General features: G+C 58.6%; 20 protein-coding genes. 5 read left to right on the top strand and 15 right to left on the bottom strand.

Annotated elements, in window-relative coordinates:
- Positions 1-47 precede the first annotated feature (47 nt).
- Positions 48-233 carry a hypothetical protein gene (locus MO767_RS25080; protein WP_282482717.1) on the bottom strand — a complete coding sequence of 62 codons (186 nt, stop codon included), beginning with the start codon at positions 231-233 and terminating at the stop codon, positions 48-50.
- Positions 234-624: 391 nt separating this feature from the next.
- On the opposite strand from MO767_RS25080, the gene MO767_RS25075 reads away from it, so the two are divergent.
- Positions 625-2,250, top strand: coding sequence for a glucan biosynthesis protein D (locus MO767_RS25075; protein WP_282482716.1), 1,626 nt, complete (start codon positions 625-627; stop codon positions 2,248-2,250).
- Positions 2,251-2,313: 63 nt separating this feature from the next.
- Here MO767_RS25075 and MO767_RS25070 read toward each other — a convergent pair whose 3' ends face one another.
- From MO767_RS25070 to MO767_RS25060, 3 genes are all read right to left on the bottom strand, one after another.
- Positions 2,314-3,420 (bottom strand): NADH:flavin oxidoreductase/NADH oxidase, encoded by a 1,107-nt coding sequence (locus tag MO767_RS25070; protein ID WP_282482715.1) that lies wholly within the window; start codon positions 3,418-3,420, stop codon positions 2,314-2,316.
- Positions 3,421-3,619: 199 nt separating this feature from the next.
- Positions 3,620-5,329, bottom strand: coding sequence for a single-stranded-DNA-specific exonuclease RecJ (gene recJ / locus MO767_RS25065; RefSeq protein WP_149631254.1), 1,710 nt, complete (start codon positions 5,327-5,329; stop codon positions 3,620-3,622).
- Positions 5,330-5,395: 66 nt separating this feature from the next.
- Entirely contained in the window at positions 5,396-5,938 is a 543-nt protein-coding gene (locus tag MO767_RS25060) for a YaeQ family protein (protein WP_007897614.1), read from the bottom strand.
- Positions 5,939-6,085: 147 nt separating this feature from the next.
- Here MO767_RS25060 and MO767_RS25055 point away from each other — a divergent pair, with 147 nt between their 5' ends.
- Both MO767_RS25055 and MO767_RS25050 read left to right on the top strand, forming a co-directional pair.
- A complete protein-coding gene (locus MO767_RS25055; protein WP_282482714.1) occupies positions 6,086-7,285 on the top strand; it encodes a CaiB/BaiF CoA-transferase family protein in 1,200 nt (399 codons plus the stop codon).
- Positions 7,239-8,192, top strand: coding sequence for a TIGR02285 family protein (locus MO767_RS25050; RefSeq protein ID WP_282482713.1), 954 nt, complete (start codon positions 7,239-7,241; stop codon positions 8,190-8,192). The genes MO767_RS25055 and MO767_RS25050 overlap by 47 nt, the downstream gene beginning before the upstream one ends.
- A gap of 170 nt (positions 8,193-8,362) precedes the next feature.
- Here MO767_RS25050 and MO767_RS25045 read toward each other — a convergent pair whose 3' ends face one another.
- The 11 genes from MO767_RS25045 to ffh form a co-directional block, all read right to left on the bottom strand.
- On the bottom strand, positions 8,363-8,650 hold the full coding sequence (locus MO767_RS25045; RefSeq protein ID WP_282482712.1) for a DUF3509 domain-containing protein: 288 nt from the start codon (positions 8,648-8,650) through the stop codon (positions 8,363-8,365).
- Positions 8,651-8,812: 162 nt separating this feature from the next.
- Positions 8,813-10,171: a transporter substrate-binding domain-containing protein gene (locus MO767_RS25040; protein ID WP_282482711.1), complete on the bottom strand. Its 1,359-nt coding sequence runs from the start codon at positions 10,169-10,171 to the stop codon at positions 8,813-8,815.
- Positions 10,172-10,304: 133 nt separating this feature from the next.
- Positions 10,305-11,714 carry a threonine synthase gene (gene thrC, locus MO767_RS25035; protein WP_282482710.1) on the bottom strand — a complete coding sequence of 470 codons (1,410 nt, stop codon included), beginning with the start codon at positions 11,712-11,714 and terminating at the stop codon, positions 10,305-10,307.
- A 66-nt stretch (positions 11,715-11,780) separates the two neighbouring features.
- Entirely contained in the window at positions 11,781-13,085 is a 1,305-nt protein-coding gene (locus tag MO767_RS25030) for a homoserine dehydrogenase (protein ID WP_282482709.1), read from the bottom strand.
- Positions 13,086-13,219: 134 nt separating this feature from the next.
- A complete protein-coding gene (gene dsbC, locus MO767_RS25025) occupies positions 13,220-13,951 on the bottom strand; it encodes a bifunctional protein-disulfide isomerase/oxidoreductase DsbC (protein WP_282482708.1) in 732 nt (243 codons plus the stop codon).
- A 157-nt stretch (positions 13,952-14,108) separates the two neighbouring features.
- Complete coding sequence (xerD, locus tag MO767_RS25020; RefSeq protein ID WP_282482707.1) at positions 14,109-15,005, bottom strand: site-specific tyrosine recombinase XerD; 897 nt, start codon at positions 15,003-15,005, stop codon at positions 14,109-14,111.
- 98 nt (positions 15,006-15,103) lie between these two features.
- Complete coding sequence (gene rplS / locus MO767_RS25015) at positions 15,104-15,454, bottom strand: 50S ribosomal protein L19 (protein WP_003175895.1); 351 nt, start codon at positions 15,452-15,454, stop codon at positions 15,104-15,106.
- 45 nt (positions 15,455-15,499) lie between these two features.
- Complete coding sequence (gene trmD / locus MO767_RS25010) at positions 15,500-16,273, bottom strand: tRNA (guanosine(37)-N1)-methyltransferase TrmD (protein ID WP_282482706.1); 774 nt, start codon at positions 16,271-16,273, stop codon at positions 15,500-15,502.
- Entirely contained in the window at positions 16,255-16,791 is a 537-nt protein-coding gene (gene rimM / locus MO767_RS25005; protein ID WP_282482705.1) for a ribosome maturation factor RimM, read from the bottom strand. The genes trmD and rimM overlap by 19 nt, the downstream gene beginning before the upstream one ends.
- Positions 16,792-16,796: 5 nt before the next feature.
- Positions 16,797-17,048 (bottom strand): 30S ribosomal protein S16, encoded by a 252-nt coding sequence (gene rpsP, locus MO767_RS25000; protein WP_007944872.1) that lies wholly within the window; start codon positions 17,046-17,048, stop codon positions 16,797-16,799.
- 249 nt (positions 17,049-17,297) lie between these two features.
- Positions 17,298-18,674, bottom strand: coding sequence for a signal recognition particle protein (gene ffh / locus MO767_RS24995; RefSeq protein ID WP_123365747.1), 1,377 nt, complete (start codon positions 18,672-18,674; stop codon positions 17,298-17,300).
- Positions 18,675-18,884: 210 nt separating this feature from the next.
- Between ffh and ccsA the strand changes: the two genes are divergently transcribed.
- Complete coding sequence (gene ccsA, locus MO767_RS24990) at positions 18,885-19,697, top strand: cytochrome c biogenesis protein CcsA (protein ID WP_282482704.1); 813 nt, start codon at positions 18,885-18,887, stop codon at positions 19,695-19,697.
- A gap of 12 nt (positions 19,698-19,709) precedes the next feature.
- Positions 19,710-20,945 (top strand): transporter associated domain-containing protein, encoded by a 1,236-nt coding sequence (locus MO767_RS24985; protein ID WP_282482703.1) that lies wholly within the window; start codon positions 19,710-19,712, stop codon positions 20,943-20,945.
- The last annotated feature ends 199 nt before the right edge of the window (positions 20,946-21,144 follow it).

The following is a 21,144-nucleotide window of genomic DNA, read 5'->3' as shown; positions in this document are numbered from 1 at the left end:
TTGCAGTCCATCCCTTTGGTTTCCCAGCATGCCTCAATCTCCTTCCTTCAAAACCGCGAAACACTCCTCATCGCCTCCACCAGATACCGCATCGCAATCTGGTCGCTTTCCGACAGCTCTCGATAGCGCTCCAACAATTTCATCTCGTCCGAACTGAGCCGACGCCTTCGGCGCACTGTGGTCAGGCAAGGAAAGATTCCCAGCAACTGGGTGATGCCTTGTACTTTCGTCATGGACGATGTCCTTCTATAAGCCCGAGAAAACTTCAAAAACCGCATCGCCCTCTCCTTTTTGTAGTCGCCGGCCTGAAGGGCAGAGGTCGGTCATGAACACAGAATAGGAACTATCGTGGCGCTGAAAAGCGATTTTTAGAGTAATTAGTCAAAAAAAGCAGAAATGCCCTATAAATCAGAAAGTACTGTCGGAAAACTTAACCGACATTTCTTGTTTCATTGCCACGAAGCCAAAGTGCTACCCATCATTTTTTCTACACAACCGAACGGTTTAAGCTATTTGTTATCTGTTTAATGTCCGTTGCGTTTGGCCGAAGGCATGTCCGAACCTTTATTTTTGATCCAGCACGTGCCAGGAACGGCGCGGGATTGTTCACGACAGGTTGAACTTATGCACCGCAGGAATTTGCTCAAAGCATCCATGGCCATCGCTGCCTATACCGGATTATCAGCCACCGGCCTGCTGGCTTCGTGGGCCTGGGCCGGTACCGGCGCGGCGGATGGCGAAGCTCAGGCGTTCGACTTCGAAGCGCTGAAGATCCAGGCCAAGCAGCTCGCCGGCAATCGCTATCAGGACACCAAGCAGGTGCTGCCGCCGACCCTGGCGACCATGACGCCGCAGAACTTCAACGCGATCCGCTACGACGGCAACCACTCGCTGTGGAATGACCTCAACGGTCAGCTGGATGTGCAGTTCTTCCACGTGGGCATGGGTTTCAAACAACCGGTGCGCATGTACAGCGTCGACCCCAAGACACGTCAGGCGCGAGAGGTGCATTTCCGCCCGTCCCTGTTCAACTATGAAAAAACCACGGTCGACACCAAGCAGCTCACAGGCGACTTGGGGTTTTCCGGGTTCAAGCTGTTCAAGGCCCCGGAGCTGGACCAGCACGACGTGCTGTCCTTCCTCGGCGCCAGCTATTTCCGTGCGGTCGATGCCTCAGGCCAGTACGGTCTGTCGGCACGCGGTCTGGCGATTGATACCTATGCCAAGAAGCGTGAAGAATTCCCGGACTTCACCAAATTCTGGTTCGAGACTCCGGACAAGGACAGTACCCGTTTCGTGGTCTACGCCCTGCTGGATTCACCGAGCGCCACCGGTGCCTACCGTTTCGACATCGACTGTCAGGCCAGCCAGGTCGTCATGGGCATCGACGCACACATCAATGCGCGCACCGCCATCGAACAACTGGGCATCGCGCCGATGACCAGCATGTTCAGCTGCGGCACCCATGAACGGCGCATGTGCGACACGATTCACCCGCAAATCCACGACTCTGATCGCCTGGCCATGTGGCGTGGCAACGGCGAGTGGATCTGCCGCCCGCTCAACAACCCGGCCACCCTGCAATTCAACGCCTTTGCCGACACCGACCCGAAAGGTTTCGGTCTGGTGCAGACCGATCATGAGTTCGACAGCTATCAAGACACCGTCGACTGGTACAGCAAGCGTCCGAGCCTGTGGGTAGAACCCACGACCGCGTGGGGCGAAGGCTCTATTGATCTGATGGAAATTCCTACAACCGGCGAAACCCTGGATAACATCGTCGCATTCTGGACCCCGAAAAAACCGGTCGCGGCCGGCGACTCCCTGAACTACGGCTACAAGCTGTACTGGAGCGCACTGCCACCGGTCGGCACGCCGTTGGCGCGGGTCAACGCCACTCGTTCAGGCATGGGCGGCTTCATCGAAGGCTGGGCCCCCGGCGAGCATTACCCGGAGGTTTGGGCTCGACGGTTTGCCGTGGACTTCACGGGTGGCGGTCTGGATCGCTTGCCTGAAGGCGCGGGGATCGAGCCGGTGGTCACGTGCTCGAATGGGCAGGTCAAGGACTTCAACGTGCTGGTGCTGGATGACATCAAGGGTTACCGCATTACCTTTGACTGGTACCCGACCAATGACAGCGTAGAACCAGTGGAGCTGCGGTTGTTCATACGCACCCATGACCGCACGTTGAGTGAAACCTGGTTGTACCAGTATTTCCCGCCTGCACCTGAGAAGCGCAAATACACCTGACAGCTGCAGAAACGCAAAAGCCCCGGTCAACTCGACCGGGGCTTTTTGGTTTTACAGCATCAATCAGTCGCGCAAATCCGACTCATGAATCGGCTGTTCACGATGGGTGGCCCGCTGATACTGCGCCGGCCAGATGGCTTTGCGTCCCCCCAGGTCATCATCGGCGTGCAGCGGCCAGTACGGATCACGCAGCAACTCACGGGCCAGGAAGATGATGTCAGCCTGGCAGGTGCGCAGAATGTGCTCGGCCTGGGCCGGTTCGGTGATCATTCCTACCGTGCCGGTGGCAATACCTGACTCTTTGCGCACACGTTCGGCGAAACGGGTCTGATAACCGGGACCTGTAGGAATCTCGGCGTTCGCCGCCGTACCGCCCGACGAGACGTCAATCAGGTCTACGCCCAACGTTTTGAGGCGTCGCGCCAGCTCGACCGTTTCATCGGGATTCCAGCCGTCTTCCACCCAATCGGTGGCCGACACCCGCACGAACAGCGGTAGCTCTTCAGGCCACACCGCACGCACCGCTTCGGTGACTTGCAGCACCAGCCGGATGCGATTCTCGAACGAACCACCATATTGATCGCGCCGCTGATTGCTCAGGGGCGAAAGAAACTGATGCAACAGGTAACCGTGGGCGGCGTGTATTTCCACCACTTTGAAACCGGCGATCAGTGCTCGCTGGGCTGAAGCGACAAAGGCCTGAATGACTTCAGCGATCTCGCCATCATCGAGCTGCCTGGGGTGGGTGTGCTGCGGATCGAAAGCAATCGGCGATGGGCCCACCGGAACCCAGCCACCGTCTTCGGGTTTGACGCTGCCATGTTTACCGATCCACGGCCGATGGGTGCTGGCCTTACGCCCGGCGTGGGCCAATTGAATGCCGGCCACAGCGCCTTGAGCCGCAATGAAACGCGTGATGCGTTGCAACGGTTCGATCTGTTCATCGTTCCACAGGCCGAGGTCCTCGGCGGTGATGCGTCCGTCGGCGGTCACTGCCGTGGCTTCGGTAAACACCAGGCCGGCGCCGCCGACAGCGCGGCTGCCGAGGTGGACCAGGTGCCAGTCATTGGCCAGTCCATCAACGCTGGAGTACTGGCACATCGGCGACACCGCAATGCGGTTGAGCAGGGTCAATTGGCGAAGGGTATAGGGTTCAAGCAGCAGACTCATGGGGCACCTCTCGAATCAGTGGGCAGGCTCCAGGGTTCTGTTTGAAAAGTCGACGAGTGACAGGAAAGAGGTGCAACACCCGCCCCCGCGGGCAAAAAATTCGACAAGACGTCACAAGGATAATCAAGCAGTGCTTAGAGACTAGTCGACATCGGGGGATGGTGGAGGGTTCAGGTGGATTGGGTGCCAGAAGTTCGCATCAACGCGGTTCGATGTGGGCAATCATCAACTGCACCGTCTCGTTGCCACGAAACTCGTTGAGGTCGAGTTTGTAGGCCAATTCCACCCACTTGATGGTCGGATTCGGCCAGATGTCGCGGTCGATGCCGAAGGCAATGCCATCCAGTTTTACCGAACCACACTCACTCTTCAGCACCACTTTGAGGTGCCGCTCGCCGACCACTCGCTGCTCAACCAACTGGAACACGCCGTGGAACAGCGGTTCCGGGAAGTGCTGCCCCCAAGGTCCGGCATGGCGCAGGGCGCGGGCCAGTTCGAGGTGGAATTCCTCGACCGCCAACGTGCCGTCCGACAGCAATCGCCCCGTCAGGTCTTCTTCGCGTAATTGCCTACGCACTTCCGCATCAAAGGCTTCGGCAAACAACGGAAAATTCGCTTCTGGCAGCGTCAGGCCGGCGGCCATCGCATGGCCGCCGTATTTGCTGATCAGGTTCGGATGCTGCGCCGCCACCACGCTCAAGGCGTCACGAATATGAAAACCCTGAACCGAACGCCCCGAGCCCTTGAGCAAGCCATCGCCGGCATCGGCAAAGGCAATGGTCGGGCGGAAATAGCGATCTTTCATACGCGATGCAAGGATTCCGATGACACCCTGGTGCCACTCGGGATCGAACAGGCACAAGCCGAACGGCATCGACTCGACCGGCAAATCCTTCAGTTGAGCCAGCGCTTCACGCTGCATGCCCTGCTCGATGGATTTGCGGTCCTGGTTCATGCCGTCGAGTTGAGCGGCCATTTCACGCGCCAGACCGGCATCTTCGGTGAGCAGGCATTCGATGCCCAGGCTCATGTCATCCAGACGCCCCGCCGCGTTCAGACGCGGGCCAACAATGAAACCCAGGTCGGTAGAGGTGATGCGCGTGTGGTCACGCTTGGCGACTTCGAGGATCGCCTTGATCCCCGGCCGAGCACGCCCGGCGCGAATCCGTTCCAGGCCTTGGTGCACCAGAATCCGGTTGTTGGCATCCAACGGCACCACGTCGGCGACGCTGCCCAGCGCCACCAAGTCCAGCAACTCGCCGATGTTCGGCTGCGGCTTGCTCTCGTACCAACCGAGGCTGCGCAAACGCGCACGCAAGGCCATCAGCACATAGAAAATCACCCCGACGCCGGCCAGCGCCTTGCTCGGAAACTCGCAACCCGGCTGGTTCGGATTGACGATGGCATCGGCCAGCGGCAACTCGTCACCGGGCAAGTGGTGGTCGGTGACCAGCACCTGGAGCCCAGCCTTTTTCGCCGCTGCCACGCCTTCAACGCTGGAGATACCGTTGTCCACAGTGATCAGCAGTTGTGGTGTACGGGTCAGCGCCACTTCAACGATTTCCGGCGTCAGGCCGTAGCCATACTCGAACCGGTTCGGCACCAAATAGTCGACGTGCGCCGCGCCCAGCAGGCGCAAGCCCAACATGCCCACGGTGCTGGCCGTCGCGCCATCGGCGTCGAAGTCACCGACGATCAGAATCCGCTGACGCTGCTCGAGCGCCGTCACCAGCAAGTCCACCGCCGCATCGATGCCCTTGAGTTGCTGGTACGGAATCAACCGCGCCAGGCTCTTGTCCAGTTCAGCCTCGGACAACACGCCGCGCGCCGCGTAAAGGCGAGTCAGCAGCGGCGGCAAATCACCGAGGAATGGCAGGGTGTCGGGCAACAGGCGAGGTTCGATGCGCATGGGGTGACAGGTGCTTCTCTTGGATACGTAGGATAAAAACGGGTAACGCGGACCAGCAGCGAATTATCAGCCGCGTTCGCCGCTCAGCCACTGCAACTGGACTTCGTGCTGACCACGGTCGTCGGTGACGAAAATCGTCCCTTCGCTGATCATCACATCCCACTTGATAACCCGGGGCATGTCTTTGGCCAGGGTTTCCAGCACTTCCTGCGGAACAGCAGCGATGTGCACGTTTTTCAGGTTCTTGATCGCCGGGATCACTTTGGTCTCCCAGACGCGCAGGCTGCCGTAGGCCAGCAGGCTGGTGCGCTCGGTGCGACGAGAGCACCAGGTCAGGCGATCGGCGTCGGGCTGGCCGACTTCGATCCAGTGCAGAACGCGGTCGTCCAGGCTCTTTTCCCACAGGGCAGGTTCGTCCACGTCTGACAGACCGCGACCGAACGACAACTGCTCGTTGTACCAGAAGGCGTAGGCCAGCAGCCGCACGGTCATGCGCTCTTCAGTTTCCGAAGGGTGACGGGCGATGGTCTGCTTCACGCTCTCGTACACGCTGCGGTCGAGGTCGGTAAGGTTCAGTTCAAACTTGTAGGTCGTGGACGGCTGGGCCATGAACGGGCTTCTTGATACGGGGAAAGGCGGCAAGTCTAACCGATGCGGTAGGCAATCCACGAATTGAAGGCAATCAACCTTGGTCGTCTGACGTTCGGCTATGCTAAAACCCTGTATTCGCTCAACCTTTGTCCTACAGGATCCAGCATGCCGCTCACCGGAAAACCGCTCTCAGGTCTGAAAGTCATTGAATTGGGTACGCTGATCGCCGGGCCGTTTGCCTCGCGCATTTGCGGCGAGTTCGGTGCCGAGGTGATCAAAATCGAGTCCCCCGATGGCGGCGATCCGTTGCGCAAATGGCGAAAACTGTATGAAGGCACCTCGCTGTGGTGGTTCGTCCAGGCGCGCAACAAGAAATCCCTGACCCTGAATCTCAAACACCCCGACGGCCTGGCGATCCTGAAAAAACTGCTCAGCGAGGCGGACATCCTGATCGAAAATTTTCGCCCGGGCGTGTTGGAAAAACTCGGTTTGGGTTGGGAAGTCTTGCACGCACTGAACCCGAAACTGGTGATGGTGCGTCTCTCGGGTTTCGGTCAGACCGGGCCGATGAAGGATCAGCCAGGCTTTGGCGCCGTCGGTGAATCGATGGGCGGCTTGCGCTACATTACCGGGTTCGAAGACCGGCCACCGGTGCGCACCGGGATTTCCATTGGCGACTCGATTGCTGCGTTGTGGGGTGTGATCGGCGCGCTGATGGCGTTGCGTCATCGCGAGGTCAACGGTGGCCTTGGCCAAGTGGTGGATGTGGCGCTGTATGAAGCGATCTTCGCCATGATGGAAAGCATGGTCCCGGAGTTCGACGTGTTCGGTTTCATCCGCGAGCGCACCGGCAACATCATGCCGGGCATCACGCCCTCCTCTATCCACACCAGTGCCGACGGCAAACATGTGCAGATCGGCGCCAATGGCGATGCGATCTTCAAACGCTTCATGCTGATCATTGGTCGCGAGGACCTGGCCAATGACCCGGTGCTGGCCAGCAACGACGGACGCGATAGCCGTCGCGACGAGATTTATGGGGTGATTGATCGCTGGGTCAACTCGCTGCCGCTGGACACCCTCATCGAGCAGTTGAATCAGGCCGACGTACCAGCCAGCCGAATCTTCAGTGCTGAAGACATGTTCAGTGATCCGCAGTACCTGGCCCGGGAAATGTTCCTGAAGGCCAAGTTGCCGGACGGCAAAGATTTCAAGATGCCGGGAATCGTGCCGAAACTCTCAGAGACACCCGGCACTTCGGAATGGGTCGGACCGCAGTTGGGCGAACACAATGCGCAGGTACTCAACGATCTTGGTTATGACAAGGCACAGATCGCAAAGCTGCGTGAAGACGGGGCCATCTAAGCTGGAACGCCTGCGCTCATCAGCACTCGCTCACGCCCATGGCTGGCGGGTTTTGGCGACGCTCATCTTATTGTCCTGCCTTGTCTCTCCCGCCTGGGCGCAGCCCAAAGAGACGCTGATCTGGCTGCTGCGCGATTTGCCGCCAACGATGATTCTCGAAGGTCCGAAAAAAGGACAGGGAATCATCGATCAAATGCTGCCACTGTTGATCGCCGGCATGCCGCAATACCAACACGCCCTGATGCGGGTCAACCGGGCCCGCGGCATGCAAATGCTCCACGAAACGTCGTTTACGTGCGATCCCTCGCTGGTCTGGACCAAGGAGCGGGAACAGTGGATTACGTTCTCCATTCCGGCCTTCCGTGCCGTCAGCAATGGCCTGGTCGTCCGGCAGGAAGATCGAGCGGTGCTGGAACCCTTTCTTGTCGACGGTGAAGTCGATCTGGCGGCAATGCTGGCCAGTGGTCGAAAGAAAGTCGGCGTGGTGGCTGAGCGCAGTTATGGTCAATTCCTCGACACGCTGCTGAAACAGGCACTGCCCGATGCGTTGACACGTCACTACGGCGACGACGCCCTTGGCAGTCTGTTACAGATGCAGCGCCTGGGTCGCTTGCAGGTGGTTTTGGGTTACTGGCCGGAAATTCGCTATAAGGCCAATCAGGCACAGATCGCCGACGACCAGTTGGAGTTCTATCCGGTCAAGGGCATGGGTAAATACCTGTCCGGGCACATTGGCTGCTCCAATACACCTCAAGGCCGAAAGGCGATCAATGAGATCAACCAGCTGTTACGCACCATGCCGCATGATCGACTGGATCAGCAATACGCTGACTGGCTGGATCCGGAAAGGCGCAGCGACTACCTGAAAGAAACCAAAGCGTTTTTTGAGCACCAGGCCGAGCAATGACAACTCGCAGGCAAAAAGAAACCCCGAGAAGTGGGGAAACGACTCGGGGTTAAACGTGGCCTACATAAAGACCAGTGGCAGCAAGCTACAAGCACCGGAGCACAATGCTTGATCCTGCTGTTACAAGGTCTGACTGACCTAAGCGCAGGAAGGTTCCCACAAAAAACAATTCAATTTCGGTTGGCCAGGATTTTGTCCTGAGCAGCATTACGCAACGCCGCGATAACGCAGGGCTCCAGCCGACCTTCGGCGATCAGCACGTCGCGATGCAATCCGTCGACGACATCCGTCAGCAGACGTTTGCTGGTCAACTGGGCCTGATTGAACGCCCGCTCCACCACGATCGCGCCAGTCGCATTTTTCAATGTCACCTGGCATTCGCCATGGGTTCCCGACGGGGTCAACGTTACCTGATACGGGCTCAGAGCTTCACCGAGCAATAGACTGATACTTTCCATCTCGATCACCACTCAATAGTCCGAAAACAAAGTGCCTGGGGCGTGCCTACAGTAAATGACCACTGGCTCGAGAAGAAAGTTCTGGATACCGACTGCTGGTGAAACTGCGCCTCGGGTCAATAGAGCATGCACGGCCAAGATGACAGATAAAAAACAGCCGCGTCATGCCTGCTGCTTGCGCTTGCCGATATCGGTCCATCCTCCCAGCAGGCCCCGCAATTGTCCGTCGGCACTGTAAAAAGGCACCGTCCACTGATAGACATGCCTGACGCCGTTGTTGAACATTAATTGACGCTCGGTGAAGCGGGTCTTGCGCGTACCGAGCTGGGCCATGAACTCTGCATGCAGCAGCTCGGCAGTCTCTTTAGGCAAGACGTCCAGTTCAATCAGCCGTCGTCCCTGAACCTGGTCGAAACGGGTCGACAAGCCCTCCTCATAACTCTTGTTGCACATGATCAAACGCCCTTCCAGATCACGAACAAACATCGGATCGGGCATGGCGTCCATCAACGCATGCTGGAAGGCAAGCTGATCACTCAGACTTTTCTCGGCATCCAGGCGCTGCTGGATCAATACCGTGAGCCGTCGGTTCCAGAGCAGGGACAACAGGCCGAACAGACTGACGATTACCATTCCCCAGCAGCCCCACTCGGCGAGTCGCTGCCAGACGCCGGGTACCTTGACCGGGGCAATCCCATTGAGCCATTTCAGGCGAATGGCGCGCAATTCAGCAGGATCAAGCGCCTCAAGCGCCTTGTTGAGGATACTCGACAGCTGAGGCTGACCTTTGCGTACGGCCAAGTGGTCCGCCTCCCATTTGCCCTCGACCGTATACCCGACCTTGAGCTGCCCGGACGGATAGAGTTGTGCTCCGGTTTCGTTTTCGATGGTGGCATAGGCCTCACCGCTCTCGACCAGCGCCCGGGCCTCCGCGTAGGTTTTAACCGAGCGCAGCTCGATGTCCGGATGGTCGCGGCGAATCGTGGCCTCCAGCGCATGCCGGGTCGGCAACACCAGAACCCTTCCCGACAGCTGCTCCAGGGATTGCACCTCTGGCGCCCCGGCCCGCCCGACGAACACCCAGCCAGCGCCACCGAACGCATGACTGAAATCCAGAAACGTCTTGCGTTCGTCATTCATCGCCAGTGTCGTGCTCATGTCCGCTGCGCCACTTTCCAATCGCCCGAGCAACTGATCGGTGGAAAACGATTCTTCGTGAACAAACTGCAATCCCGTCATCGCGCTGATGCGGTTGAGCAGATCATTGTTCAAGCCGTTCCATTGGCCGTGCTCATCCTTGAACAGGTAAAGCGGATATTGCACCGATGCGACGATGACTTTCGAATGCTCGGCAATCCATTTCAACTCCTGAGCATCCAGCTCGATCATTAGGCCAGCAACCGATCCTTTGGAATCGGTCGCCGCCAACTGCGACGCGCTCCCCCATTGAGCAAAGCCCAGGATGCCGACTAAAAAAAACATCCAGCACGCGGCTGGTTTTAACCCTCTGAAAAACAGCATTGCCACTTCCTTGGTAATCGTCTCGCCCGCCCTTCATAGGCGGCTCTTCATTTACGAAACCCGACAAGTGTGGCATGCAGAAATGAGAAAGCCCGTCAGGAGACGGGCTTCAAAATGTGACAGATTTAATCGGTTACAGAGGCTTGCCGCGGTTGCCATGCTGACTGACAAAGGCCTGCACGGCTTTCAGGTCATTTGGCAGCACGGTGCAGCGCTCATCTCGCTCAAACAAATCAGAAAGATGTGCAGGTAGTTCGAGCGCTTTTCCTACGCCAGCTTTTTCCACTGCGTCCGGGAATTTGACCGGATGCGCCGTACCGAGGATCACCATTGGGATATCCAGGCTGCGACGGCACTCGCGCGCCGCCTTCACGCCGATGGCGGTGTGCGGATCCAGCAGTTCGCCGGTTTGCTCAAAAACTTCGGCAATGGTTTCGCAGGTTTGAGCGTCATCGACGGCCAGCGAATCGAACAGCTTGCGGGCTTCGGTCCAGCGTTCCTGTTCGACGCTGAAGCCACCACCCTGCTTGAAGGTGTCCATCAAACCGGCAATCGCTGCGCCGTTGCGACCGTGCAGGTCGAACAGCAGGCGTTCGAAGTTCGACGACACCATGATGTCCATCGACGGCGACAGCGTGGCGTGCAGGGTGTCCTTGACGTACTGATTGCCACTCATGAAGCGGTGCAGGATGTCGTTGCGGTTGGTGGCGACGATCAACTGGTTGATCGGCAGGCCCATGTTGCGCGCCAGGTAACCGGCGAAAATGTCGCCAAAGTTGCCGGTCGGCACCGAGAACGATACCGAACGTGCCGGGCCGCCCAACTGCAGGGCTGCATGGAAGTAGTAAACGATCTGAGCCATGATTCGCGCCCAGTTGATCGAGTTCACGGCCACCAGACGCGTGCCTTTGAGGAAGCTCTGGTCGGCGAAGCTGGCCTTGACCATTTCCTGGCAGTCATCGAAGTTGCCTTCGATGGCGATGTTATGGATGTTCTCGCCGAAGAGGGTGGTCATCTGGCGACGCTGCACTTCGGACACGCGGTTGTGCGGGTGCAGGATGAAGATGTCGACGTTTTCGCAGTGCTTGCAGCCTTCGATGGCGGCCGAACCGGTGTCGCCGGAGGTGGCGCCAACAATCACTACGCGCTCACCACGTTTTTCCAGCACGTAGTCGAGCAAGCGACCGAGCAATTGCAGGGCGAAGTCTTTGAACGCGAGGGTCGGGCCGTGGAATAGCTCCAGCACCCATTCGTTGCCGTTCAGCTGACGCAGAGGTGCCACGGCGTTGTGGGAAAACACGCCATAAGTTTCTTCAAGAATCTTTTTGAAATCGGCATCGGGAATGCTGCCCGTGACGAACGGGCGCATCACCCGGAAGGCCAGCTCGTGATACGGCAGACCAGCCCAGGAAGCGATTTCTTCCTGGGTGAAACGTGGCAGGTTTTCCGGGACGTACAGACCACCGTCCGTGGCCAGACCGGCCAGCAGGACGTCTTCGAAATTCAGGGCCGGTGCCTGGCCGCGGGTACTGATATAACGCATGACTGACTCCAATAGACAGTGTTCGCAAAGCCGGGCCCGCAGGCGAGCCCGGTGAACGATAACGGCTTAGTTCAGGTGCTCGACGCGGATCCGTACGACCGGACCGACTACGCCCGCCAAGGCTTCCAGGGCGGCGATCGCGTCGTTCATGTGCTGTTCCAGCACGCGGTGAGTCAGCAGGATCATCGGCACCAGACCGTCGTGTTCTTCGACTTCCTTCTGCATGATCGATTCGATGTTGATGCCGCGCTCCGACAGGATGCTCGCCACCTGCGCCAACACGCCCGGATGGTCCTTGGCCTGGATGCGCAGGTAATAGGAGCTTTCGCAGGCTTCGATCGGCAGGATCGGGTGGGCCGACAGCGAATCCGGCTGAAAGGCCAGGTGCGGTACGCGGTTTTCCGGATCGGAAGTCATGGCGCGAACCACATCCACCAGGTCGGCGATCACCGACGAAGCGGTCGGCTCCATGCCAGCGCCAGCGCCGTAGAACAGGGTCGAACCGGCGGCATCACCGTTGACCATCACCGCGTTCATCACGCCGTTGACGTTGGCGATCAGGCGATCGGCCGGGATCAGCGTCGGGTGCACGCGCAGTTCGATGCCAGCCGCGGTGCTGCGCGCCACGCCCAGGTGCTTGATGCGATAGCCCAGCGCTTCGGCGTAGTTCACGTCAGCGGTGGTCAACTTGGTGATGCCTTCGGTGTAGGCCTTGTCGAACTGCAGCGGAATACCGAACGCGATGGACGCCAGGATCGTCAGCTTGTGGGCCGCGTCGATGCCTTCAACGTCGAAGGTCGGATCGGCCTCGGCGTAACCCAGGGCTTGCGCCTCGGCGAGTACGTCTTCGAAAGTCCGGCCCTTCTCACGCATTTCGGTGAGGATGAAGTTGCCGGTGCCGTTGATGATGCCGGCGACCCAGTTGATGCGGTTGGCCGACAGGCCTTCACGGATCGCCTTGATCACCGGAATGCCACCGGCCACGGCGGCTTCGAACGCCACAATCACGCCCTTCTCGCGGGCCTTGGCGAAAATTTCATTACCGTGAACGGCGATCAACGCCTTGTTCGCGGTCACCACGTGTTTTCCGTTCTCGATCGCTTTGAGTACCAGCTCGCGGGCAACGGTGTAGCCGCCCAACAGCTCTATGACGATGTCGATCTCAGGGTTCGTGGCCACTTCGAAGACATCGTTGGTAATCGCAATACCGGTCGTCTGGAACTGAGGCTTTGGCGTGCGCGTGGCAATTTGTGCCACTTCGATTCCACGCCCGGCACGACGAGCAATTTCCTCGGCGTTACGCTGAAGTACGTTGAAGGTACCGCCACCGACGGTCCCTAACCCACAGATGCCTACTTTGACCGGTTTCACTGTGAACTCCCCATAAAACGGCCGACTCAAGGCCGGCCGTGAAAACAACCGCATACTCGCGGTTCTCTATTAATGGCTCGGCGAACGCTGCCGCCGAACCATGATCGTCAATGGCTGACCGTGACGATGCGAATTTATTTCGCGTCCAGCGCCAGTTTGGCGACTTGTGGCGCAGGCTGGTAGCCCGGAATGACCTGGCCGTCGGCCAAAACGATGGCCGGTGTACCGTTCACGCCGATCGACTGACCGAGGGCGAACTGCTTGGAAACCGGGTTATCGCACTTGGCGGCCTTGATTTCCTTGCCGTCGACCATCTTGTCCATCGCGGCTTTCTTGTCTTTCGAGCACCAGACCGCTTGCAGCTGCTCATCACCCGGTGAGCCCAGGCCCTGGCGCGGGAACGCGACATAACGCACTTCGATGCCGCGCTTGTTCAGCTCTGGCACTTCAGCGTGCAGCTTGTGGCAGTACGGGCAGGTGGTGTCGGTGAATACGGTGATGTGCGATTTGGTTTCACCGATCGCCGGGTAAACCACGGTTTCCGCGACAGGAATTGCGTTAACCAGTTTGGAAACGCCCAGGCGTTCGGTCTTCTCGGTCAGGTTGACCGGCTTGCCGTCCTTGAGCTGGAACAGATAGCCCTGAACGACATACTGGCCGTCGGCGCTGGCGTACAGCACGCGGCTGCCCTTGAGTTTGACTTCGTACATCCCTGGCAGCGGGCTGGCGGTGATGCTTTCTACCGGCACCTCGAGCTGGAGGTTTTCCAGGCTTTTACGAATGGCTTTGTCGGCCGCGTCATCGGCGACGGCAAAGGTGCTGACCAACGCAATGGCTGCGGCGGCGAAAATATGGGTCAGACGCATGAGAACTCCTGAAGGCGGACAAATGGGACGATCAGAACGCCCGTGCCGAAACACCGGGTCATAAACGCCCATCGTGCAAACCGGCAAAGCCTACCACATAAGGCCCCTGTGGCCGACTCCGGCGGATGCAAGCGGATTGTACCTGGTCGTTTATCGTTCATCCGCGCGGATGATGTTTGGCGTGCAGGTCCTGCAAGCGGGCGCGGGCGACGTGGGTGTAGATCTGCGTGGTCGACAGATCGCTGTGGCCGAGCAGCATTTGCACCACCCGCAAGTCGGCGCCATGGTTGAGCAAGTGCGTGGCGAAGGCATGGCGCAAGGTGTGCGGCGACAACGACTTGCCGATCCCGGCAACCTTGGCCTGGTGCTTGATGCGATGCCAGAAGGTCTGCCGAGTCATCTGCTCGCCGCGCTGGCTGGGGAACATGACATCGCTGGGACGCCCACCAAGCAGCTCCTGGCGGCCATCGCGCAGGTAACGCTCGACCCAGACAATCGCCTCCTCGCCCATCGGCACCAGCCGCTCCTTGCTGCCCTTGCCCATCACACGCAGCACGCCTTGGCGCAGATTGACCTGCTCCAGCGTCAGGCTGATCAGTTCCGTCACACGCAAGCCGCAGGCATAAAGCACTTCGAGCATGGCGCGGTCGCGCTGGCCGATGGCTTCGCTCAGGTCAGGCGCTTTTAACAAGGCCTCCACATCCGCTTCCGACAGGGATTTGGGCAACGGCCTACCCAGTTGCGGCATATCGACACGCAAAGTCGGATCGACGGCGATCAGCTTTTCCCGCAGCAAATAGCGATAGAAGCCACGCACACCGGAGAGAAATCGTGCGGTGGAACGGGGTTTGTAGTTTTGCTCCAGACGCCAGGCCAAGTGATCGAGGATCAATTCGCGGCCGGCGTTGATCAACTCCAACCCTTTTTCCTGCAGCCAGCCGTTGAACAGGGTCAGGTCGCTGCGATAGGCATCGCGGGTGTTATCGGAAAGTCCTTTCTCCAGCCACAGAGCGTCGAGGAATTGGTCTATCAGTGGATGATCGATGGCGGGCATAAAGGCTCAGGCAAGACCGACAGTAAGCTAGGGAAGATAAATCGCAGGCAACAAAAAAGCAGCCCGTAGGCTGCTTTTTTCTGCATCGGAAGCTGGACTTAAGCCAGTTTTTCCTTGATGCGAGCTGCTTTACCGGACAGGTCACGCAGGTAGTACAGCTTGGCTTTACGTACGTCACCGCGACGTTTAACGGCCATGCTGTCGATTTGCGGGCTGTAGGTCTGGAAAGTACGCTCTACGCCAACACCGTTGGAGATTTTACGAACGGTGAAAGCACTGTTTACGCCGCGGTTACGCTTGGCGATAACAACACCTTCGAACGCTTGCAGACGCGAACGGTCGCCTTCCTTCACTTTCACCTGAACGACAATGGTGTCGCCCGGGGCAAAGGTAGGGATCTCTTTGGTCATCTGCTCTGCTTCGAGTGCAAGGATGATTTTGTTAGTCATGCTGTGCTCCTAAGGTAAATCGTCGGATCTACCATCGATACGTTGTTAACTATCGTCCCGCTCGCGGATGTATTCCTCGAGCAGCTTCTTCTCTTCTCCAGAAAGCGAGCGGCTTTCCAGAAGATCGGCGCGTCGTTCAAAGGTCCTACTAAGGGACTGCTGTAAACGCCAACGCCGGATATGCGCGTGATTGCCACTTAGCAACACGTCGGGAACACGCTGATCCGCATACACCTCCGGTCGGGTGTAGTGCGGGCAATCCAGCAAACCATCCGTAAAGGAATCTTCCTCGGCGGAGTCCGCATGCCCTAAAGCTCCAGGCAGCAGTCGTGTAACCGCATCGATCAGGACCATCGCCGGCAGCTCGCCGCCAGACAGTACATAGTCGCCAATCGACCACTCTTCATCGACATGAGCCTCTATAAAACGCTCGTCAATGCCTTCATAGCGGCCGGCAATCAGGATCAATGCATCCAGATTCGCCAACTCGCGTACCGCCGACTGATTCAGTTGACGGCCTTGGGGGGACAGGTAAATCACCTTCGCCGCCTCCCCGGCTGCTGCCTTGGCCTGAACCAACGCATCTTCCAGGGGCTTGATCTTCATCACCATGCCCGGACCACCGCCAAATGGGCGATCGTCCACAGTGTGATGTCGATCCGTCGTGTAGTCTCGCGGATTCCAACAGGTGAGCTGCAACAGCCCCTGTTTCACCGCACGACTGGTGATGCCGTACTCGCTGATGGCGGAGAACATCTCGGGAAACAAACTGATCACTTCTACGCGCAAGTTAGCCACGCTTAGAAGCCCGCATCCCATTCCACCTTCATCTCGCCTGCGGCAAGGTCGACGGCCAACACGCATTGCTCCGTATAGGGCAACAGGCGTTCGCGATCATCCAGGCTGCCAGCGCAAGGCTTGACCACCATTACATCATTGGCGCCGGTTTCCAGAAGATGATCGATTTTCCCGAGCAATTGCCCGAGTTGATCAATGACCTTCAGACCTTCCAGCTGGTACCAGTAGTACTCGCCGTCGGTCAATTCAGGGAACAGGTTGCGCGGCACGCAGATCTCATAACCGGCCAGAAGACGAGCTTCTTCACGATCATCAAGACCCTTGAGCTTTGCGACCAGGAACTTGTCGTTCCCACGTCCGCTGACCAGCTCGACCTGTTTCACATTACCTTCGCGCTTGAGCGTCCAGGTTTTGTACTGCAACAGGTTTTCAGTCGGATCAGTAAAGGAATACACCTTCACTTCGCCGCGAACGCCATGAACCGAATAAATTTTGCCGATAACGATCAAATCATCAGCAACAGCTGGCGTCGCGTTCATATTGCTCAGGCCGCAGCCTTAGCCGCGTCCTTCAACAACTGAGCAACACGCTCAGAAGGTTGTGCACCAACGCTCAGCCAGTAGGCTACGCGCTCTTGGTTCACGGACAGACGGACTTCTTGACCACGAGCAACAGGGTTGAAGAAACCAACCTGTTCCTTGTGCGAACCGTCGCGCGGGTTGCGGCTGTCGGTTACGGTCAAGTGGTAAAACGGGCGCTTTTTGGAGCCGCCAAGGGCAAGACGGATTGTTAGCATGTGAACATCGTTCCTGTAGTCGGTGCTGCAAATCTAAAGGCACAGCGGGCATAGGTGCCCGAAAGGCCGCATATTCTAAGGAATATCCGGACTTTTGCAAATGTCTTTTTCCGGCTGCCTATCGGCCGCCATCAAGATTTGCTATAGAGCCGTCGTTGAAAACGGCCAGTCAGCTCCCGCCAAGTGCGGGTTTGCTGGAGATCCCACTTCCGTGTGGGAGGTGCAAGGGCAAGCCCCTGCGTAAATTAATTACATTCTAGGCGCGCCGCCGCCGGGCAACATACCGCCCATGCCGCGCATCATTTTGGCCATTCCGCCTTTTGCGGAGAACTTCTTCATCATCTTCTGCATCTGCTTGTGCTGCTTGATCAAGCGACCGATGTCCTGCACCTGAGTGCCGGAACCCATGGCGATCCGGCGTTTGCGCGAACCGCTGATCATCTCAGGGTCGCGGCGCTCGGCCGGGGTCATGGAATTGATGATGGCTTCCATCTGCTTGAATTGTTTCTCTGCCGCACCCTGAGCGTTGCCCATCTGCGCCAGGTTCATGCCGCCGATATTTGGCAGTTTGTCCATGAGACCGCCGAGGCCGCCCATGTTTTTCATCTGTTGCAACTGATCGCGGAAGTCTTCGAGGTCGAAGCCCTTGCCCTTCTTCAGCTTCTTGGCCAGTTTGTCGGCCTTGTCCTTGTCGAGGGTCTGTTCGGCCTGCTCGATCAGGCTGAGTACGTCGCCCATACCGAGGATGCGCGAAGCAATACGCTCCGGGTGGAACGGCTCGAGCGCGTCGCTCTTCTCGCCCATACCGATGAACTTGATCGGCTTGCCGGTGATGGCGCGCACCGACAGTGCAGCACCGCCACGGGCGTCGCCGTCGACCTTGGTCAGGATCACACCGGTCAGCGGCAGCGCGTCGCCGAAGGCCTTGGCCGTGTTGGCGGCGTCCTGGCCGGTCATGGCGTCGACCACGAACAGCGTTTCGACCGGGTTGATCGCGGCATGCAGCGCCTTGATCTCGCCCATCATCTCTTCATCGATGTGCAGGCGACCGGCGGTATCGACGATGACCACGTCGATGAACTTCAGTTTTGCTTCTTTAATAGCCGCTTGCGCGATGTCGACCGGTTTCTGGCTGAGGTCGGACGGGAAGAAGGTTACGCCGACTTCACCCGCGAGCATTTCCAGCTGCTTGATCGCCGCCGGACGGTAAACGTCCGCAGACACGATCATGACCGACTTCTTCTTGCGCTCTTTGAGGAAGCGCGCGAGTTTGCCGGCGGTGGTGGTTTTACCCGCACCCTGCAAACCGGCCATCAGCACGACGGCCGGAGGAACGGCGCTCAGGTTCAAGTCTTCGTTGGCCGCGCCCATCAGGCTTTCGAGTTCGGCCTGGACGATTTTCACGAAGGCCTGGCCCGGCGTCAGACTGCGCGACACCTCGGTGCCGACGGCGCGTTCCTTGACCGAATTGACGAAGTCCTTGACGACCGGCAAGGCGACGTCAGCTTCGAGCAACGCCATGCGCACTTCACGCAGGGTGTCTTTGATGTTGTCTTCGGTCAGCTTGGCCTTGCCGGTGACATGGCGCAGCGTCTGCGAGAGACGGTCGGTTAAGTTTTCAAACATTGCGCGATCCTTTCAGGCCCTGTGTAGACCGGGATAATGGCGGCCCAGACCGGAATAATCATGTGCTCGGCGAGCCTGCGGCGTGGGCAGGTCGCGGATTATAGCGAAGACTGCGCCTGGCGGACACCTCGTCGTCAGGTTGCCTGGTCTTTCGTGCTGCGGGGGTTCTATGCCAAACTCAGCGCCTTTCGGGCTTGCCTAACAGGATTTATGCTCCCCTTGTCACCCAGCTTGCTAACTACCCTCGCCGCCGCCTGCTTATATGCCGCTGCGACCCTCTATCAGGGCACTCGTCTGGCCACCGGCGCCAAGGCGAACAAATGCCTGCTGGTCACGCTCGGCGTGCTCGCCGTGCTGGCTCATGGCGCCAGTCTGTTCACCCACCTGCTGACACCGATTGGCCTGGGCCTGGATTTTTTCAGCGCCGCCAGCCTGATTGCCGCCGCGGTGATTGCCCTGACGCTGTTGGCCTGCTCGCGGATCCCGGTGGAAAACCTGCTTATATTGCTGTTCCCGCTCGGCGCCGCCACCGTGCTGCTCGCACAGTTCGCCCCCGCCGGCACAGCGCAGATCATCGACGAAGAACCGGGCATCCTCGCCCACATCCTGCTGTCGATCCTCGCCTACGGCATGTTCACCATCGCGGTATTCCAGGCGTTGTTGCTGCTGGTTCAAGACCATCAGCTCAAGCACAAGCACCCGTCGGGCCTGATCAAGAACTTCCCGCCACTGCAAACCATGGAAAGCCTGCTGTTCGGTTTTCTCTGGGCCGGCTGGACCCTGCTGTCGCTGTCGCTGATCTCCGGCTGGCTGTTCGTAGAAAACCTTTTCGCTCAGCACTTGGTGCACAAAACCTTGCTGGCATGCCTCGCTTGGATCGTCTTCAGCGTGCTGCTCTGGGGCCGTAACCGCCTCGGCTGGCGCGGACACAAGGCCATTCGCTGGACCCTCGCCGGTTTCTGCCTGCTGATGCTGGCGTATTTCGGCAGTAAGCTGGTTCGTGAATACATCCTGCATATCTGACGGGCGGCATTAATGGACGACTTGCCCATAGGGCCGATGCTCGCGGTAGTGGCCCTGCTGATTTTATGGTCGGGGCTGTTTACCGCCATCGAAGCTGCGCAACAGTACTTGCTCGCCCAGCGGACCGCTTCGCGTTCGAGCGACAAGCCGGTGGCAAAACTGAGCTTTTCGCTCAATAGCCTGATCCTCTGCAACACTGTGTGCCGCGTACTGGTCGTGGTCATCAGCACCTTGCTGGCGATTTTCACGTGGGCGGAAAACGGTCCATGGGTGGCCTGCCTGGGGGCTGGCGCCGTGCTTCTGGTGTTCGCCGACTACCTGCCGCGTACCCTCGCCGTCCGTTATCCGGACGCCGTCCTGGCCCTGGGCAACACCTTGCTTGGCGCGCCACTGAAAATCGTCTATCCCGCCGCCTGGTTGCTCAATGGCATAAGCCAGTTGCTGATGCGACCGTTCGCCCGCAAAGTCAACGTGGTGCAGCAGAGCGAAGACGAGGCCCCGAATGATCGGCACGACGATCACGAACACGCCGCCTGCCGCCCACACCCGCTGTCAGGCATCCATGCGCTGGACAACATCACGGTCAACGACATTCTGGTGCCACGCAGTGACGTCGACGGGGTCAATCTGGACGACTCCCTCGAGGAAATCATTGAGCAGCTTCGCACCAATAAACGCACGCGCCTGCCGGTTTTCCACAGCGACATCAATCAGGTCGAGGCGGTGCTCAATACCCGGCAGATCCGCCACCTGCTGTCCGACGCCAGCCTGACCCGAGAAGCACTGCTGGCAGCCTGTCACGACCCCTACTTCGTGCCGGAAAGCACCCCGTTGCAACTGCAGCTGTTGAATTTCCACAAACAACAGCGACGCCTGGGCATGGTGGTCGACGAGTATGGCGAAGTGCTCGGTGTCGTGACTCTGGAAGACATTCTCGAAGAAATCGTCGGCGAGTTCGAAAGCCAGCACAGCCTGGATAACCCGCACATCCATCCACAGGCCGATGGCCGCCTGGTGATCGAAGGGGCGGCGTCGATTCGCGAATTGAACAAGAGCCTGGGCTGGCACTTGCCGAGCGACGGTCCGAAAACCCTCAACGGGTTGGTAACCGAGGCGCTGGAAACGATTCCGGACAGTGCGGTATGCCTCAAGATCGGGCGTTATCGGCTGGAGATTCTGGAGACTGAAGACAATCGGGTCAGCCGGGTACTGATCTGGCATACCAGCTCGGTTCCAGTCGTTATCTAAACCTTGGCACCTCCCCTGTGGTGCGAGGTTTATCTGTGGCGAGGGGATTTATCCCCGTTGGGCTGCAAAGCAGCCCCAAGACCTCAAGTGAGGTTTGTCAGATAAAATCCAGTTGCAGATATTTTGGCGCTGCTTCGCAACGCAACGGGGATAAATCCCCTCGCCACAACTGCATTGCCAGCCCTTAGGCACTTATTGG

It is taken from the genome of Pseudomonas sp. UYIF39 (assembly GCF_029963765.1).
In the GTDB taxonomy this organism is placed as follows: domain Bacteria; phylum Pseudomonadota; class Gammaproteobacteria; order Pseudomonadales; family Pseudomonadaceae; genus Aquipseudomonas.
The sequence above is the reverse complement of the archived record's forward strand: the minus strand, read 5'-3'. Positions and strand labels throughout refer to the sequence as shown.